14 protein-coding genes are annotated in these 15,053 nt (G+C 60.8%); 12 read left to right on the forward strand and 2 right to left on the reverse strand.

Features of this window, described 5'->3' with window-relative positions; all coding sequences use genetic code 11:
• Positions 1-25: 25 nt before the first annotated feature.
• Positions 26-727 carry a FadR/GntR family transcriptional regulator gene (locus J3A71_RS03450; protein ID WP_096426817.1) on the reverse strand — a complete coding sequence of 234 codons (702 nt, stop codon included), beginning with the start codon at positions 725-727 and terminating at the stop codon, positions 26-28.
• A 261-nt stretch (positions 728-988) separates the two neighbouring features.
• On the opposite strand from J3A71_RS03450, the gene J3A71_RS03455 reads away from it, so the two are divergent.
• The 3 genes from J3A71_RS03455 to J3A71_RS03465 all read left to right on the forward strand — a co-directional run bounded on the left by J3A71_RS03455 (position 989) and on the right by J3A71_RS03465 (position 5,505).
• Positions 989-2,341 carry an MFS transporter gene (locus tag J3A71_RS03455; protein ID WP_016489312.1) on the forward strand — a complete coding sequence of 451 codons (1,353 nt, stop codon included), beginning with the start codon at positions 989-991 and terminating at the stop codon, positions 2,339-2,341.
• Positions 2,342-2,360: 19 nt separating this feature from the next.
• Positions 2,361-3,716: a glucarate dehydratase gene (gene gudD, locus J3A71_RS03460; protein WP_070086784.1), complete on the forward strand. Its 1,356-nt coding sequence runs from the start codon at positions 2,361-2,363 to the stop codon at positions 3,714-3,716.
• 397 nt (positions 3,717-4,113) lie between these two features.
• Positions 4,114-5,505: an amino acid permease gene (locus J3A71_RS03465; RefSeq protein ID WP_016489310.1), complete on the forward strand. Its 1,392-nt coding sequence runs from the start codon at positions 4,114-4,116 to the stop codon at positions 5,503-5,505.
• 68 nt (positions 5,506-5,573) lie between these two features.
• Here J3A71_RS03465 and J3A71_RS03470 read toward each other — a convergent pair whose 3' ends face one another.
• Complete coding sequence (locus J3A71_RS03470; RefSeq protein WP_060518531.1) at positions 5,574-6,437, reverse strand: LysR family transcriptional regulator; 864 nt, start codon at positions 6,435-6,437, stop codon at positions 5,574-5,576.
• Positions 6,438-6,717: 280 nt separating this feature from the next.
• On the opposite strand from J3A71_RS03470, the gene J3A71_RS03475 reads away from it, so the two are divergent.
• The 9 genes from J3A71_RS03475 to J3A71_RS03515 all read left to right on the forward strand — a co-directional run bounded on the left by J3A71_RS03475 (position 6,718) and on the right by J3A71_RS03515 (position 15,036).
• The gene (locus J3A71_RS03475) at positions 6,718-8,250 is read left to right on the forward strand and encodes an MFS transporter (protein ID WP_016489308.1); all 1,533 of its coding nucleotides are present in this window, start codon (positions 6,718-6,720) and stop codon (positions 8,248-8,250) included.
• A gap of 849 nt (positions 8,251-9,099) precedes the next feature.
• Positions 9,100-9,366, forward strand: a complete 267-nt coding sequence (locus J3A71_RS03480) for a hypothetical protein (protein ID WP_016489307.1) — start codon at positions 9,100-9,102, stop codon at positions 9,364-9,366.
• Positions 9,356-10,120, forward strand: a complete 765-nt coding sequence (locus J3A71_RS03485) for a DotI/IcmL family type IV secretion protein (RefSeq protein ID WP_016489306.1) — start codon at positions 9,356-9,358, stop codon at positions 10,118-10,120. Before J3A71_RS03480 ends, J3A71_RS03485 begins: the two co-directional genes overlap by 11 nt.
• Positions 10,121-10,122: 2 nt before the next feature.
• A complete protein-coding gene (locus J3A71_RS03490; RefSeq protein WP_016489305.1) occupies positions 10,123-11,136 on the forward strand; it encodes a DotH/IcmK family type IV secretion protein in 1,014 nt (337 codons plus the stop codon).
• Positions 11,133-12,566, forward strand: a complete 1,434-nt coding sequence (locus J3A71_RS03495; protein ID WP_016489304.1) for a DotG/IcmE/VirB10 family protein — start codon at positions 11,133-11,135, stop codon at positions 12,564-12,566. The genes J3A71_RS03490 and J3A71_RS03495 overlap by 4 nt, the downstream gene beginning before the upstream one ends.
• Before the next feature lie 10 nt (positions 12,567-12,576).
• Positions 12,577-13,200, forward strand: a complete 624-nt coding sequence (locus tag J3A71_RS03500) for a hypothetical protein (RefSeq protein ID WP_016489303.1) — start codon at positions 12,577-12,579, stop codon at positions 13,198-13,200.
• Positions 13,201-13,214: 14 nt separating this feature from the next.
• The gene (locus tag J3A71_RS03505; protein WP_016489302.1) at positions 13,215-13,799 is read left to right on the forward strand and encodes a hypothetical protein; all 585 of its coding nucleotides are present in this window, start codon (positions 13,215-13,217) and stop codon (positions 13,797-13,799) included.
• Positions 13,800-13,836: 37 nt separating this feature from the next.
• Positions 13,837-14,217 (forward strand): hypothetical protein, encoded by a 381-nt coding sequence (locus J3A71_RS03510; protein WP_016489301.1) that lies wholly within the window; start codon positions 13,837-13,839, stop codon positions 14,215-14,217.
• Positions 14,218-14,289: 72 nt separating this feature from the next.
• Positions 14,290-15,036, forward strand: coding sequence for an HNH endonuclease (locus J3A71_RS03515; RefSeq protein ID WP_096426816.1), 747 nt, complete (start codon positions 14,290-14,292; stop codon positions 15,034-15,036).
• The last annotated feature ends 17 nt before the right edge of the window (positions 15,037-15,053 follow it).

Raw genomic sequence — 15,053 nt, forward strand, 5'->3', positions numbered from 1 at the left:
GCCCGCGAAGGGCTGCGCAGCGGCCCTAGTCCGGCAGCATCCGGTCGCGGCTGTTGGACAAGTGCAGGCAGACCGCCGCCCGCGCTGCGTCCGGGTCTTGCCGGCGGATGGCATTGAGGATTGCCTCATGCTCCAGGTTGGCCAGATACGCCTGCCGCGCCAGCTTCGCCCCCCCGCGTTCGGCCAGGGCTATGCGGTTGCGCGGGATCAGGCTGTTGCCCAATTGCAGCAGCATCTCGGTGAAGTACAGGTTGCCGGTAGCCTCGGCAATCAGCAGGTGGAAGCGTCGGTCGGCCTCGATACAGCTGTCGCCGGCGGCTGCCAGGTCCTGATAGTCATCCAGCGCCTGGCGCATGCGCACCAGGTGCCCCTCGTCACGGCGCAGCGCAGCCAGGGCGGCGGCTTGGCCTTCCAGGCCAATACGCAGTTCCAGCAGGTCACGCACATTCGCCGCGCTTTCCGCTGCCATACGCAGCCCGGCCTGGGCCTGGCGCGCCATCACGAAGGTACCGATGCCGTGGCGCGGCTCCACCAGCCCGGAGGCCTGCAACTTGGACAAGGCCTCACGCACCACCGTGCGACTGACCCCGTGCTCGCGCACCAGCGTGTTCTCTGAAGGCAGCTTGTCGCCCGGCTTGAAGGTGCCCAGCAAAATCTGTTGGGTCAGGCTGGAGACAAGGTCATGGGCGCGGCTGTGGCCGTGCTTGCGGGCGTTTTCGGGTTCCATGCTGTGATCCGTTTCGCGCTTAACTTGTACGACAAGTTAAACCATCAAATTATTTTTTGCCGATTTTTTGTGCCTTCAGACTGCTGTTTAGCTTCGCTGTTTTTGAAAGATCGCAGCATGTTTACATTATGACAGCTTGTATTTTGCTGTTTTACCGACATTGTTGATCTTGTCGTACAACATCGCCACGCATATGCTCATCCCCACTGCCATGTCAGACAACCCAGACCCGCACAAAAACAATTAGTGGGAGATTTGCAAGTGAACGACACCCTCACTCCGTCTGCCCGGCACGACAGTGACGCCTTGGCCAGTGCCGTGGCCAAGGTCAAGCGTCATGTCCTGCCGCTGTTTGTCATCATGTTCATCGTCAACTACCTCGACCGCGTCAATATCGGTTTCATCCGCCCGCACCTGGAAAGCGACCTGGGCATCAGCGCTGCGGCCTATGGCTTTGGCGCCGGCTTGTTCTTCATTGGTTATGCGTTGTTCGAAGTGCCTTCGAACATGTTGCTGCAAAAGGTGGGGGCGCGGCTTTGGCTGACCCGCATCATGTTCACCTGGGGCTTGGTAGCCACGGCCATGGCCTTTGTGCAAAACGAAACCCAGTTTTACGTGCTGCGCTTTCTGCTGGGGGTTGCCGAGGCGGGATTCTTCCCTGGGGTGATCTACTACTTCACCCGCTGGCTGCCAGGCGCCGAGCGCGGCAAGGCGATTGCCATCTTCCTCAGCGGTTCGGCGCTGGCTTCGCTGATTTCCGGGCCGCTGGCCGGGGCGTTGATGCAGATTCAGGGCCTGGGTATGCATGGCTGGCAGTGGATGCTGTTCATCGAAGGCATGGCCTCGGTTGCACTGTGCTTCTTCGTGTTTTTCTGGCTGGATTCCAAGCCGCAAGATGCCAAGTGGTTGAGCCAGGCCGAGCAGGACGCGCTAGTGGCCGCCATCGACCGTGAGCAACGTGAGCGTGAAGCCGTTGGTACAGTCAAGGCATCGGCCTGGACCCTGCTCAAGGATCGCCAGATCGTGCTGTTCTGCGTGATCTACTTCTGCATTCAGTTGACCATCTACGCTGCCACCTTCTGGCTGCCTAGCATCATCAAGCGCATGGGTGACCTCAGCGACCTGCAGGTCGGCTTTTTCAACTCGATCCCGTGGCTGATCTCGATCCTGGCCATGTACGCCTTTGCCGCTGGTTCTGCGCGCTGGAAGTTCCAGCAGGCCTGGGTAGCCGGTGCCCTGTTGGTCGCCGCCATCGGCATGTTCATGTCCACCACCGGTGGGCCGGTGTTCGCCTTTGTCGCCGTGTGCTTCGCGGCCATCGGGTTCAAGTCGGCATCGTCACTGTTCTGGCCGATCCCGCAGGGTTACCTGGATGCCCGCATCGCGGCGGCAGTGATCGCCCTGATCAACTCGGTCGGCAACCTCGGCGGCTTTGTTGCCCCCACCACCTTCGGCCTGCTGGAGCAGCAGACCGGTTCGATCCAGGGTGGGCTGTACGGCCTGGCCGTGACCTCGGTGCTGGCGGCCATTGCCATCTTCTTTGTACGCACTCGCCCCAAGGGCGCCCCTACCGATGACCTCAAGGCCCCCTCGGCCCTAGGCCATACCCACTGATGACTGCGAGACAACAATCATGACTATGCAGACCAATCCCGCCGTTCATACCAGCACTCCGGTGGTCACCGACCTGCGCGTTATTCCCGTGGCCGGCCATGACAGCATGCTGCTGAACCTCAGTGGCGCCCATGGCCCGTATTTCACCCGCAACGTGGTAGTGCTGCGCGACAGCGCTGGCAATACCGGGCTGGGCGAGGTGCCTGGCGGTGAAAACATTCGCCAGACCCTGGAAGACGCCCGCAACCTGGTGCTCGGCCAGCCGATCGGCCACTACCAGCGCGTGCTCAATGCCATGCGCCAGACCTTTGCCAGCCGTGACTCGGCTGGTCGCGGCCTGCAGACGTTTGACCTGCGCATTACCGTACATGCGGTAACGGCCATCGAGTCGGCACTGCTCGACCTGCTTGGCCAGCACCTCAACGTGCCTATGGCGGCCTTGCTGGGCGAGGGGCAGCAGCGCGATGCGGTGAAGATGCTGGGTTACCTGTTCTACATCGGCGACCGTCAACACACCGACCTGGCCTACCGCAATGAGGCCGATGCCGATGACGACTGGTTCCGCGTGCGCCACGAGAAGGCCTTGACCCCGGAAGCGGTGGTGCGTCTGGCCGAAGCGGCCGAGCAGCGCTATGGCTTCAGCGACTTCAAGCTCAAGGGCGGTGTGCTGCGTGGCGAAGAGGAGATGGAAGCAGTGACGGCGCTGGCCGAGCGCTTCCCCGAAGCGCGTATCACCCTGGACCCTAACGGCGCCTGGTCACTGAAAGAGGCCATTGCCCTGTGTCGCGACAAGCATCACGTACTGGCCTATGCCGAAGACCCCTGCGGCGCCGAGAACGGTTACTCGGGCCGTGAGGTGATGGCCGAGTTCCGCCGTGCCACCGGCCTGCCCACCGCCACCAACATGATTGCCACCGACTGGCGGCAGATGGGCCATGCGATTCAGTCGCAGGCAGTGGATATTCCGCTGGCCGATCCGCACTTCTGGACCATGCAGGGCTCGGTGCGGGTAGCGCAGATGTGCAATGACTGGGGGCTGACCTGGGGTTCGCATTCGAACAACCACTTCGACATTTCGCTGGCGATGTTCACCCAGGTGGCGGCGGCGGCGCCGGGCGAGATCACCGCAATCGACACCCACTGGATCTGGCAGGACGGCCAGCGCCTGACCCGTGAGCCGCTGCGCATTGTCGACGGGCATGTGCGGGTCCCGGCCCGGCCGGGGCTGGGGGTGGAGCTGGATGAGGACCAGTTGGCCAAGGCCCATGAGTGCTACCGCAACATGGGGCTGGGGGCGCGGGATGACAGCGTGGCGATGCAGTTTCTGATCCCGGGCTGGCGCTTCGATCACAAGCGGCCTTGCCTGGTGCGTTGAGGCGGTTACAGGCCCGCAGTGCAAAGACAGCCCCGGGTGACCGGGGCTTTTTTGTGAGTAGCTGAAATCGCCTGGGCCGGCACTGGCAACCCACATCCAGATGAAAAACAAAAGCTCCAGATGGCGAGGTGGCGCGATCGGGCATGCCATTCGCGACATCTGGCGGTAATGGAACTGCCCTGTCGTGATCGAACAGTTCCGGGGCGTTCTCGTGTAATTTCCCGCAGCCCTGCAAGGCTTAAATGAAGCCCGAACCGCACGGACATGTTGCTCTGTGATGCGCGCCAAAGATCAACAACAGCGCGCGAGCAACCTGTCGACTTACTGATTTGAAAGGAGATATTTTCGCCTACACCTGCCCGTCCATCCTTGTGTCAGCAAAAAGAGAACAACATCAATGAGCACCGTGGGATCTGATGGCAACCTTGCACAAGGTTTCAAGCCTCGTCATGTAACGATGCTGTCCATCGCCGGCATCATCGGCGCCGGACTTTTCGTAGGCTCTGGCCACGCCATCGCGGCGGCCGGGCCAGCTACCATAGTTTCTTATTTCGTGGCCGGAACCCTGGTGGTACTGGTCATGCGCATGCTCGGCGAAATGGCCGTGGCACACCCTGATACCGGGTCATTTTCCACCTACGCCGACCAGGCCATCGGCCGCTGGGCTGGTTACACCATTGGCTGGCTGTACTGGTGGTTCTGGGTACTGGTGATCCCTATCGAAGCGCTGGCTGCCGGGCACGTGTTGAATGCCTGGTTCCCGCAGGTGGACAGCTGGATCTTCGCGCTGGCTTCGGTGCTGCTGCTGGCCTGCACCAACCTGTTCAGCGTGGCCAAATACGGTGAGTTCGAGTTCTGGTTCGCCATCCTCAAGGTTACGGCGATTCTGGGTTTCATCGGCCTGGGCTTTGCAGCGTTGATGGGCTGGTTGCCTAACCGCGAGGTCAGCGGCCTGAGCGGGCTGATGGCTGAATATGGCGGCTTCGCTCCGAAAGGTTGGTCGGCGGTGGTGGGTGCGTTCATCACCGTGATGTTCAGCTTCATCGGCACCGAGGCAGTGACCATCGCCGCGTCCGAGTCCAGCGACCCGTCGCGCAACATCGCCAAAGCCACCCGCTCGGTGATCTGGCGTATCAGCACCTTCTACATCCTGTCGATCTTCGTGATCATCTCGGTGGTACCGTGGAACGATCCGCAGTTGGCAGTGGTGGGCTCATACCAGCGTGCGCTGGAAATCATGAACATTCCCAACGCAGCGTTCATGGTCGACCTGGTGGTGCTGGTGGCAGTGACCAGTTGCATGAACTCGTCGATCTACATTGCTTCGCGGATGATGTATTCCCTGGCCAAGCGCGGTGACGCCCCGGCCTTCCTCAACAAGACCTCCAAGGTTGGCGTACCGCGCGCTGCCGTGTTTGGCAGTACCCTGATCGGTGCAGCTATCGCCGTTCTCAACTACTTCGCGCCAAAGGGGGTGTTCGAGTTCCTGCTGGCCAGCTCTGGGGCCATCGCCCTGCTGGTGTACATGGTCATCGCCATCTCGCAGCTGCGCATGCGCCGCCGCCTGGAGCGGGAGAACACCGAGCTGAAGTTCCGCATGTGGCTGTTCCCGTACCTGACCTGGGCGGTGATCATCTTCATTGCCGGGGCCTTGGCGGTGATGATGTACACGCCCGAGCACCGGGTAGAGGTAAGTTCTACGTTGGGCCTGGCGATCGTGATTTCCTTCCTGGGGATCGTTACCTCGCGCGGCCATGTGCAACCTGTGGGGGCGCGGTCGATGGGGTGATTCAGTTCACCTGGCGGTAGGGCGAAGGGCACCCGAGGATGGGTGCCCTTTGTTTTTCAGGGCGACGGTCAGGCCGTCATCATCTCGATGTACCTCATCACCGCCGGCGCTTTCTCGAAGCGCCGGTGAACCAGGCTTAGCCACGAGCTAGCTTGGCAATCGACGACCCGCCGGTAATTCACCTGTGGCAGGTTGATGCGCTGCACCACCGATTCCGGGACGACGGCAACGCCTTGCCCCAGTGATACCAAGGTAATCACTGCCACCAGGCTGCCGGGTTGTGGGCCAAGCCTGGGGACGAAACCACCTTGCGCGGCCACTTCCAGCGTGCCGGAAATTTGCTCGGGCAGGATGAAGGATTCGTTGGCCAGGCGCGAGGCCGGGATCTGCGGCATTTCGTTGATACGCGAGCTGGCGGGCAGGGCGAGGACGAAACCTTCCTGGTGCAAGGCGATGGCTTCCAGTTCGTCAGGCAGCTCCATCGGTGAGCGCACGTAGGCAAGGTCGAGCAAGCCGTCGCGGACCATGCCGGGCAGTTCGGCCATGGGCAGTTCACGGATATTCAGGCGCACGCCAGGGCAGGTTTCGCTGTAGCGGCTGACTTGCTGCTGGAGCATGCCCGAGTAGGCGGCCGAAGCCACGTAGCCCAGTTCGATACGCCCGCTTTCGCCACGGGCGGCCTTTTGTGCGCCCAGTTGCGCCGCATCGAACTGACGCACGGCGTGCTCCGCCTCGATCAACAATGCCTGGCCGGCGGCGGTCAGGTTGACCTCGCGCTGGCTGCGCTCGAACAGGCGTACGCCCAGTTCGCGCTCCATGTCCTGGATCTGGCGGCTGAGAGTGGGCGGGGCGATCCCCAGTTGCTCGGCGGCACGGGTGAAATGACCGTGGCGGGCGACGCAGAGGAAATAGCGGAAATGGCGGATTTCCATGGGTGTTACCTACAGGGTAATGACGCAGGCCGCCGGGGCTAACAACGCTTTGGGTTGGCGGCGTTATGGTTGAGGCCAACACTACAAGGCTGGTGGCTTGGGGGTAAAGGCCGCTTGTGGAATAGCCGGACACTGCTTTGCAGGGGGCTGCACCGCTCGCGAAGGTTAGGCAAAACCTGTGGGAGCTGGCTTGCCTGCGATGGGCTGCAAAGCAGCCCCCGGCGATGCTGCAACTTGACCGTACCGCCAAGCCAACCCGCTCTGCTTCCGGAGCCTTATCATGCCCTCTGCACGTTTCACCCTGCTCACTGCCTCCCTGGTCTGCGCCCTGATCATTCTCGACACCAACATCGTCGCGGTCAGTCTGCCCAGTATCGCCCGTGACCTGGCCGGCTCGTTCGCCGATATCGAGTGGGTGGTCAGCGCCTACCTGCTGGCTTTTGCTGCCTGCCTGCTGCCTGCCGGTAGCCTGGCCGACCGCTTCGGCAGGCGGCGCATGCTGCTGCTCGGCCTGGTGCTGTTCGGCATCGCTTCGTTGGCTTGTGGTGCAGCGCCAAGCCTGTTGTTCCTTGACATGGCCAGGGCCGCCAAGGGTGTGGGGGCAGCGTTGTTGCTGACCTCGGCACTGGCCGCCATCGGCAACCGCTTTCATGAGCCGCAGGAACGCATGCGCGCCTGGGCCTTCTGGGGTGCCTGCATGGGTGCCACCATCACCTTCGCGCCGCTGTTGGGCGGGATAATCGCCAGTACCTTGGGCTGGCGCTGGATCTTCTACATCAACCTGCCGTTGGTGGCAGTGCTCGCGGTCATGGTGCTGTACAGCGTCGATGAGTCTCGCGACAGTGCGGCGGCCCGGCTCGACCCATGGGGCAGCCTGACTTTCGCCGGCGGCCTGGGTTACCTGATCTGGGCGATGATCGATGCCAGCCAGGTGGGCTGGGGCAGTGCGCAAACGCTAGGTAGGCTGGTGATCAGCGCCTTCCTGTTCGGCGTGTTCGTCATGGTCGAGCGCAGCCAGCAGCGGCCAATGATCGACCTGCGGCTGATGCGCAGTGCGCGTTTCGTCGGTGCCTTGCTGGGCATGTTCGCCTACGCCGCTTGCGCCCAGGTGATGATGACCCTGCTGCCGTTGTACCTGCAGAACGGCCTGCAGCTGTCGGCCCTGGCCGCGGGTGCGGGCATGTTGCCATTCGCCGTGGCCATGCTGCTGATGCCGCGGGTTGGCATGCGCCTGGCCGCGCACTGCAGCGCTGCGCAGGTGTTTGCGCTTGGGCTGATGCTGGTGGGGGTAGGCAACCTGTTGTGTGCCTGGGCTGCAAACCATGGCGGCTACAGCGCGTTTGCAGTGGCCAGCCTGGTGCTAGGTGCGGGCGCCGGGCTGCTCAATGGCGATACGCAGAAGAACATCATGGCCTGTGTGCCCCGTGAGCGTACTGGCATGGCGTCGGGGCTGAGCACCACCACGCGGTTCGGCGCGATCGTGCTGGCAATAGGTGTACTGGGCGCAGTGCTGGCCGCCCGTACCGGCCAGTTGATGAAGGAGGCGATGGCAGTGGTGGCCCCAGCGCACCTGGGAGAAGTTACAGCGATGGCCACGCGAGTGGCTGCCGGTGACCTGGCCGCCGCGTTGGCCATGCTGGATCCCGCCTTGCGTGCCGAGGTTGCTCCCTTGGCTCGGCAGGCGTTCATCGGTGGTTTTGAGAGCGTGCTGCACGTCGCAGGCATTGCCGCCATGGTGTTTGCCATTGTCGTGGGTGTGTTGCTGAGCCGCCCGCCAGTGCAGCTGGAGGCGTGGGCAGAGCACGGTGCGTGAGCCCTCATGCGGCGTTACAGGATAGCGTTTTGCAATTATTTCTCCCGGGCCCTCAACTATTTCGAACGGCGAATGTCATTGATTGCGGGCCTGTTGAGTGATGCCAAAGTGCAATGAGCACCATCTGCCGTCCTGATGGCAAAAAGCCGCTATCGCACAAAACTGTGTAGATGGTGGAAAATCACGTTTTCGCCATACCAAGGCAGTACCCTGGGTAGAAGAAACCGCCCCTGAGCATCGGGCGATTCCGCCAGCGGTTGCCGCAATCTACTGCTTGGTGTGTGGCTTAAAAATGGATTTATCCCTTGTTTTACAAGGGTTTTAGTAAAAGTAGCGCTCAGTTCTATGGATACTCACGGAGGAGGGCTGGACCAAGATTCAGGTTTGTCATGGAGGATACGCTGCAAACCCCGCCATCAACCCTGCCGATCTTCCTGATCAGGTGCTGGAGATCACGGTTTACGTGGCCTTCAAGGCTTTTCGCACATTTTTCCGACCGCTGACTTCAGCCATTTTAAATGTCCGAATGGTCAGGTTTTGCACATCGAAAATATAGGTCGACGGTAATTTTTTAGAGTTGGCCGGTCAGCGCTGTTGTGCATGCCGGCGAGGTGCAGTAAACACCACCTAATTCGTTGATTTCCCCAGTGTAATCAGGGCTATAGCCCTGATTTTGGCGTGGCCTTATTGGCCGGCGCCCCGCTTTGATTTTGGGTATTTAGCGTCAAAAGCTTTTACATGGGTGTGCAGAAATGCGTCGCGGATTGCAGGTATTAACCCAATCTGTCAAAATTTCGCTGTTGCACATTTCTAAGTCTTGGATGAAAATGCTGCTTCATGGAGCGAGATATGGACGAACTGGGACCAACCACAACGTCATGGGGCAGCGGTGCGGGCGAGGATGTGGATGTTCGCGCGCTACGACGCTACAACCGGTTGCTGGGTGTTTTGCTGGATATCGGGGAGTGGGCCTGCATCGGCTTGCTGCCTTGTGTAGCGGTGGCCGCCATCTGGCTGGTGACGCAAACGAATTTTGAAAATGTCGTGTTCTATGACGGAACCGACTCGATTTGCATTTACGACGGAACGACAGGGGAAATCCGCAATGTCGAGTAAGGAAACCCAACACGGAACCCCTGATGGTGATGCGCCGCAGGCCCGGCGGGGCACCGATGAAGAAAAGCTGCTGGAGCTGGCACTGGACGAAACGCCCGGTGAGGCCGCAGCCACCGTCAGGGAAGTCAAGCGTCTGCAGCTGGAGTGCCTGGATCTCAAGCGCCGTAACAAGCGCGTCTGGGGGCAGCTGCTGGCCCTGACTTGCGTGTTCGGCGTAACCATCGCGGCGGTGGTGTTCTGGTACCCGAAGTACCGCTGGATTCCGACGATTGACAACCATGCCATCTGTGAAGTCTCCACTGAAAGCAACCCGCGCGTCACCCCTGCGACGCTGGCCGAGTACGCCAAGGATGCGGTGGTCAACTCGTACTCCTACGACTATGTGAACTACCGCTCCAACCTCAATGCCGCAGGTGCGCGCTGGTACACCGATGAGGGGCGCAAGGCCTTCCTGAAGACGCTTGACGATTCCGGCAACCTGGAGCGCGTGCTCAAGGGGCGGATGATCCTGCGGGCCATGGCCACCCAGGTGGCCCAGGTCGAAGAAAGCGGTGTGCTGGCGAGCGGGCAGAACTACTGGGTGGTACAGGTGCCGATTGCCATCGAGTTCTATGTCGGCGGTGATCAGCAAGCACGCTCGCGCCAGGATTTCCTCGCAGCCGTAACCATCGTCCAGATCCCCGCTTCGGCCACCAACACCAAAGGCATCGCCGTCGATTCTGTTCAGCTGTCGCCGTACACCTCAAGGAAGTGACCATGAAGAAGCATCTGATCGCATCGTTGCTTGCGAGCGCTATCGCCATGCCGGCATTTGCCAACGAGGCGCCAGAAGCGCCGGCCGCCCAGGGTGGCATGGGGCAGATTGGCGCGACGCAAGCTGGCGAAGCTCCGCCCCAGCCACCGATGAATGGCCTGGGCCGGCAAGTATCCAGTGTTGCTCAAGTGGTCTACCCGCGCCCGGAAGATGTCATCAGCGACACGGTACAGGACGTTCAGGATTCGCAGCTGACGTCGTCGCAGGTAGAGCTGATCAAGCAGCTATGGCTGGAGCGTGAAAAGCAGAAAGCCACGGCCTACATAAGCCCGGCCAAACCTGTGACCCGCACGCTTGCACTGAACCTGGACCCGGGCGTGTCGCCACCCATCGTTCGCCTGAGCAAGGGGCAGCAGTCGTCGATCGTGTTCTCCGACTATGCCGGGCAGCCATGGATGATCCAGAACGTGTCGATCAACCGCGAACTCTTCAGCGACGGGCGCGAGCGAGGCGGTCAGAACGGTCAGAACGGCACTGCCGCACCGACCAACATCCTCACCCTGGACCCCGCCACAGCGGCGGCCTACGGCAACGTCACCGTCACCCTGCGCGGGCTGGCCACGCCCATCATCCTGATCCTGGCTGCCGGCCAGGAAGAAGTGGACATGCGCGTGGATGCGAAGGTACCCGGGCGTAATCCGGATGCTGCGGCTTCTGTGGCAATGCTGAGGATGCCGGGTATCGATGATGCGCTGACCTACTTCCTGGATGGTGTGCCGCCGAAAGAGGCCAATCGCCTGAAGGTGACCGGGCTGGAGGGCGTCGAGGCCTGGAGCTATGGCCCGAACATGTACGTGAAAGCCAAGGCTGATGCGCAATACCCGGCCTACACCAACGCTGCGCGAAGCACCACCGGTGTGGCGGTGTATCGCTACGCGGGCCTGCAGAACAGCGTCACGTTCACGACTGGCGGGCAAGCCGTAACCGTCTTCATCGAGCAAGGGAATCTGCAATGAGTGATCACAACATGCCGCCGAACGACTCGGGCTTCGATGAAGAGGACGAGCACCTGGTAGCCGACCGCGACGGGCCGGCTGGCTCGCACGTGAAGAAGGCGCGCAAGTCCGATGAGATGCAGCGCAACCTGCACGCCGTGTTCGGTTCCGGTGTGGGCAAGGTGTCGCTGATTGCGGCCGGCTTGGTGGTGCTTGCGCTGGGGGCGCTGGCCTACAACGGCATGACCAGCAAGGACGAACCTGTCGGCAAGGCCTCTACGGTGGATGTCCCGCGTGCACCGCAGCCCGAGGTGTCGGTCGACCCTATTTCCGCTGCCGAGGCGGAGCGTCGCAACCAGCGAAGCTCGCTGGAGGCCGAGCAGGCTGCCGAGCGCGGCATGTCGTACCAGCCTGGCTTCGACCCCAATATCGTTCAGTCCACCGGCAGGGATGCTGCCCGTGGCCAGAATGCCCAGTTCAATGTGCCCGGGCAGCCGTACAACGATGCCAGCATGCAGCCGCCGCCGATCTATGTCGGGGCGGGGCAGCCGCCCCGCGAGGCCGCCCAGAACCAGCGCGCCGGCGCGAGCAACGCACAGTCTGATGAACAGGAACGCCTGCGCCTGGAAGAGCAGCTGAAAAAGGCCGAGCAGCAGCGCGACCTGTACGTCAACGAGCTCAAGGCCGAGACGCTCAAGTCGATCAAGCAACTGATGGGTGAGTCTGAAAGCGCAAAAGGCTTCGCCGAAAAAAGCAGCTTCAGCACGGTCAGCTATTACCCGACCGAGCGTGCTGGCAGCAGCGAACGTGATGGCGTCTTGCGTGCCGGCAACGACAAGAACAAGAAGGACCCCAACGACATCGAGGCCGTGGGTGACACCGACCGGGAGTTGCTCATCAAGACCGGTACCATCATGTACGCCACGCTGGATGCGGAGGTCAACACCGACGACGGCGGCGACGTGCTGGCAACCATTCGTGGCGGCAAATGGAACGGCTCCAAGCTGATCGGCAAGATCGAACAGGCGCCGGACAACATCCGTGTGAAATTCACCATTCTGGCGCCACCGGTGAACGATTCCCGCCCGACCATGCGCATCAGCGCCGTGGCGCTGCGAGAGGATGATGCCAAGCAGGGTATTGCCGAGACCAAGGACCACCACACCATGGAGCGCTACTTCGCCCTGGGGGCTGCCTCGCTGCTGTCTGGCTACGGTCGGGCTTACCAGCAGACGGCAGGTACCACGATCATCAGCCCCAGCGGTGTAGTGGCCCAGACCACGACCGAGCCTTCGACCAAGCAGGTCATCGGTTCGTCGGTGGGCGAGATGGGTACCGCGATCGCGTCGGAAGTACGCCGTGGGTTCAACCGTCCGGCTACCTACGCAACACCTGCGAACAAAGGCTTTGGCCTGTTCTTCCTGCAAGACGTTCACGATCAATCTCGATAAGGAGTTCGACATGAAGAACTGGTCATTCGGAAAACTCATAGGCGTTTTTGCCGGTAGCTTCGTGGCGCTGATCGTGGTCGCCGTGGTCGTGATCAAGGCCTCCTCGTCGCCGGTCGCCAAGGCCAAGCGCACAGCGCAAATCCAGGCTCAGTCGGCACAACAGCCACGCATGGATGTGCTGAGCATCGAGCTGGCCAAGTCCAGGGAGCAGGCGCAAGCGGCCCTGCAAGCCCAGGAGAACAGTGAAAAGCAACTGAAGATCGTGCGTGAGGAATCGCAGCGCAATACCCAGCTGCTGCTGAGCCAGATCAAGAACCTGGATAACAGCATGTCCCAGCTGGCCCAGCGCATGAACAGCTACGAGCAGAACCGTCAGCGTGTGGAAATCGTCAAGCCGCCGCGCAGGGCGCCAGCACCTGCCGCGTCGCAGGGGTACGCCAGAAGCGCTCACCCGATTCCGCAATCGAGTGGCTACAAAGTGCAGGCCGTGGTCGGGCACCGGGCCTGGGTGAAGAATGGTGAGAGTGAAGACAGCGTAAAGGCCGGCGACACGTTGCCACCGGTGCAGCGCGAATTGAAGGTGCTTTCAGTTGATCGCGACAGCGGTATTGTAGTGACTTCACCCGCTCTTTAAACAAGGACGTTGCCATGGCGGCCGGATTTGCCGATCTAGTAGATGTATTGGTCAATATCGGGAAAGTAATCCCGACGGCGATCATGATGTGCCAGGGTATTGCCGCACTTATCGGTCTTTACCTGACAGGTGCTGCGTTGATTGAAATCTGGGGTGTTACCCATGACAACGCATTGAAGTATGTAGCCGGGCGACAGCGTTTTTCTGTCGGCTCCGCCTGTGTGCAACTGGTGATCGGCTCTATTTTGCTGGCCATTGGCACACTGGAGTGGATGGGGATCATGTCGCGAACGTTGACCGGGGATTATGCCAACTCGCGCATGTTGTCCTATTCCTCTACCGGCACCACGTTGCAGCAACAGGCACAACTGGCCACGCTCGCCCTGCTGGGCATCATGCAGGTGGTCGGTCTGATTGCCATGGTGAAAGGTTGGTTGACGGTAAACGGTTATTACAACAATCAAACTCAGGCCGGCCTGGGGACCGCCAGTGGATGGATCATCGGCGGTGTGCTGGCGTGGAACTTCAAATGGTTCAGCGATGTACTCAACAACACAATCGGATTCAATCTGGTTGGACTTTTCACGCCGTGGTCGTAACGGCTTTTCGAAATATGAAACCCAAGGAGCGTCACTCATGAAAGCACTCAAAACCCTGAAAGCTGCTTACGATTCGGCCAAAGTTCGTGCGACCACTGCAGTTATCGGTGCCCTGGCAGCACCGTCGGCATTTGCCATTACCAAGACTGACCTGACCCAGGACACCTCGGGCGGCAAGACCGCTGACGACGTGATGACCAACATCGACAATACCGCTCAGGGCGGCGCCACGCTGCTGATCTCGCTGGTGTCGATTGGTGGTTTCGTGGTCGTTGCCATTTCGCTGTACACCCTGTGGAAAGCGTCGAAGGATGAGCGTGAAAAGCCGATGTCGGCCATTGTCGGCCTGTTCATCGGTGGCCTGATGGCGGGTGTCGGCACCGTGATGTGGATCATGCGCAACACCATGGTCAACTAAGGCTGCGCGCCGCTGACCCTAAAGCGGGGCGCCAGGCCCCGCAATTTCCAGACAGTTTCGGGGATATCGGACGTGAGCGAAACAAACTCTGCGCAGGGCAGGGCAGTGACTGTGCCCACGCTGGCGAGTGGTTATGTCAGCCGTACTGCCAACCAACCGGTATTCGGCGTGCGCCGGCCACTGTGGCGCTCTGACGATGATCAACGAAAACTGTTCAGTGAAGCGCACAACACACTGCGCACTTCGGTGTGGCAACGCGACAATTACACCTGTCGCTTCTGTGGTTTCAAGTCTGCCAAGTTTCAGGAACTCCATGCACTGGATGGCAATGCCGACAATTGCACCAAGGACAACCTGATCACCGCGTGCAACTTGTGCCGCCAGGTTCATCACCTGGGTGCCTGCGCCATGAATGGCACCGGTTTTTTCGTGGCAGTTCAGGAATTGACACAAACCGAGATCAACAACATTGCCCGGTGCATCTATGTCAATGAGTTGCTCGGCGACAGGGCGGTCAACGAGAAACTGACCAGCCTGTTGGCAGCGTTCCAGTTTCGCGGGGGCGACACGCTCAAGGACGTATTCGGCGGAGAAGTGATCACGGTATTGAGTGTGGCAGAAACACTCGCAAGCAAAACACTTGTCAGCGATGAAGAATATGAAAGACGTGCTGGATGGTTGGCCCCGCTGCGGCTGTTTCCAACCAAGGGCGCGTTCAAGGATGGGCAGCTTGAATATTACGCGGCCAATAACCGCGCCTTGTTCCTGCCCGGCAACTGGTCGGCATTGACCGGCCAGCTACTGAAGCAATTCGCTTGATGCAACCTGAAGCAGAG

The organism is Pseudomonas sp. PvP089, assembly GCF_017875165.1.
GTDB lineage: Bacteria > Pseudomonadota > Gammaproteobacteria > Pseudomonadales > Pseudomonadaceae > Aquipseudomonas > Aquipseudomonas fortuita.